This is a genomic window from Romboutsia sp., from assembly GCF_051659545.1.
In the GTDB taxonomy this organism is placed as follows: Bacteria; Bacillota; Clostridia; order Peptostreptococcales; family Peptostreptococcaceae; genus JBOFOR01.
This window is the reverse complement of the sequence record NZ_JBOFOR010000011.1, coordinates 1-1,866: the sequence shown is the minus strand read 5'-3', so window position 1 is coordinate 1,866 and position 1,866 is coordinate 1. Positions and strand designations below refer to the sequence as shown.

Genomic DNA, 1,866 nt, shown 5'->3' with positions numbered 1-1,866 from the left:
TTAACATTGGTAAAAATACTGATATAACTAATATTGCAACCATTATTCCTACTATTATAATCATTATTGGTTCTATCATAGAAACTAATCTAGTTAAATATATATCTGATTCGTGTTCATAGAACTCTGCCATTTGGCTACTTATTGTTTCTAGTTGACCTGTTTGTTCACCTATTGCTATCATCTGTATAAGCACTGAATCAAAATAATTATGTTTTTCTAGATTCTCAGCTAGTGTTTCCCCTCTTATTAAACCTTCTTTAGCTTCTGCTACAGCTTTTTCTGCAATAGAATTATTAAGTGTGGCTTTTATATGGTCTAATCCTTGTAATAATGGATATCCTGTTGCTACAAATAAATACAATGACCTTGAAAATCTCATTGCAACTATACTACTTATTCCTTTACCTAACAAAGGTATTTTGTTTATAACTCTATCTTTGTGAGCTCTTCCTAATGGTGTTTTTATATATTGTAATAATACATAAATTCCTACTCCGATTAAAATTAAGACTAACCACCACCATTTACCCATAAATCCACCAAGTGCCATGATAATTTTAGTTGATAGAGGTAACTCTGCTCCTATTTCTAATATGGATTTCATCATTTGAGGTATTATAAAGCTGGTAAATATAAATAGCATAACCAAAGATAAAATTCCTACAATAGCTGGGTAAGTTGAAGCATTTTTAATTTTTTGATTTATTCTATGTTCTCTTTCGTAGAAAACTGCCATACTTTTTAAAACTGATTCTAAGGTTCCCGTTTCTTCTCCAGTAGCTACCATTGCACCTAGTAATCTTGGGAATTTTGAACTTTTATCTAACATTGCATCTGCAATGGTAGAACCTTTTCTTACTAAATCTACTATTCTATTAATTTCAGATGATAGTAATTTATTTTCAGTTCTTTTTGCTAAGGTTTCCAAACCTATTAGACTATTTATACCAGAAGATATAATTATGGCAAATTGCCTACAAAAATGACTTATTGAATCCGCTTTTAACTTCTTTCTTTTGTTTCTGTTTCCAAATAAAGATTGTTCGTTTTTTTCTTTTAAGTCTACTATTCTAATTTTCTTTGCCTTTAATTGAGTTCTTGCATCACTTAAACTTTTTGCTTCAACAATTCCTTTTGCTTTTGAACCATTCAGCATTATTCCAGTATAATTATATTTGCTCATATTCTATCATCCCTTTAATCGCTTATAAATGTTGCTCTTATCATTTCTTCTACTGTAGTCTGTCCTTCTAGAACCTTGATTGCAGCATCTTGCCTCATAGTTTTCATTCCTAATTCGTTAGCCTTAGCCAAGATTATATCTTCTTTTACTCCTTGGTCTATTAAATCCCTTATTGATTTCGTTATTTGTATCATTTCATATAACCCTAGTCTACCCTTATAGCCTGTATTATTGCACTTATCACATCCACTGCCCCTATATAAAGTTAAACTTTTATCCATATCATAGTCTAAAGCCTTTTTGTCACCGATGCTCGCTTCATACTCATGTTTACAGAATGGGCATATTTTTCTAACTAGCCTTTGTGCAACAACTCCAACTAAAGATGATGTTATCAAGAAACTATCTATATTCATATCTGAAAGCCTTGATATTGCACCTACTGCAGTATTAGCATGTAGGGTGCTTAATACTAAATGACCTGTAAGAGAAGCTCTTATTGCAATCTCTGCTGTATCGTGATCTCTAATCTCTCCTACCATTATTATATCTGGATCCTGTCTTAAAAAAGATCTTAGTGCACTTGCAAAATCTAAGCCTGCTTTGTAATTTATTTGAGATTGATTTACCCCTTGTAATTCATATTCAACAGGGTCTTCTATTGTAAGTATGTTTTTTTC

General features: G+C 31.4%; 2 protein-coding genes. Both read right to left on the bottom strand.

All coding sequences use genetic code 11. From position 1 onward, the window contains the following. The coding region (locus ACRC03_RS00470) for a type II secretion system F family protein (RefSeq protein ID WP_438650576.1) at positions 1-1,186 on the bottom strand (1,186 nt) is incomplete at its 3' end. A 14-nt stretch (positions 1,187-1,200) separates the two neighbouring features. Continuing rightward, on the bottom strand, positions 1,201-1,866 hold a 666-nt coding region (locus tag ACRC03_RS00465), incomplete at its 5' end, for a GspE/PulE family protein (RefSeq protein ID WP_438650575.1).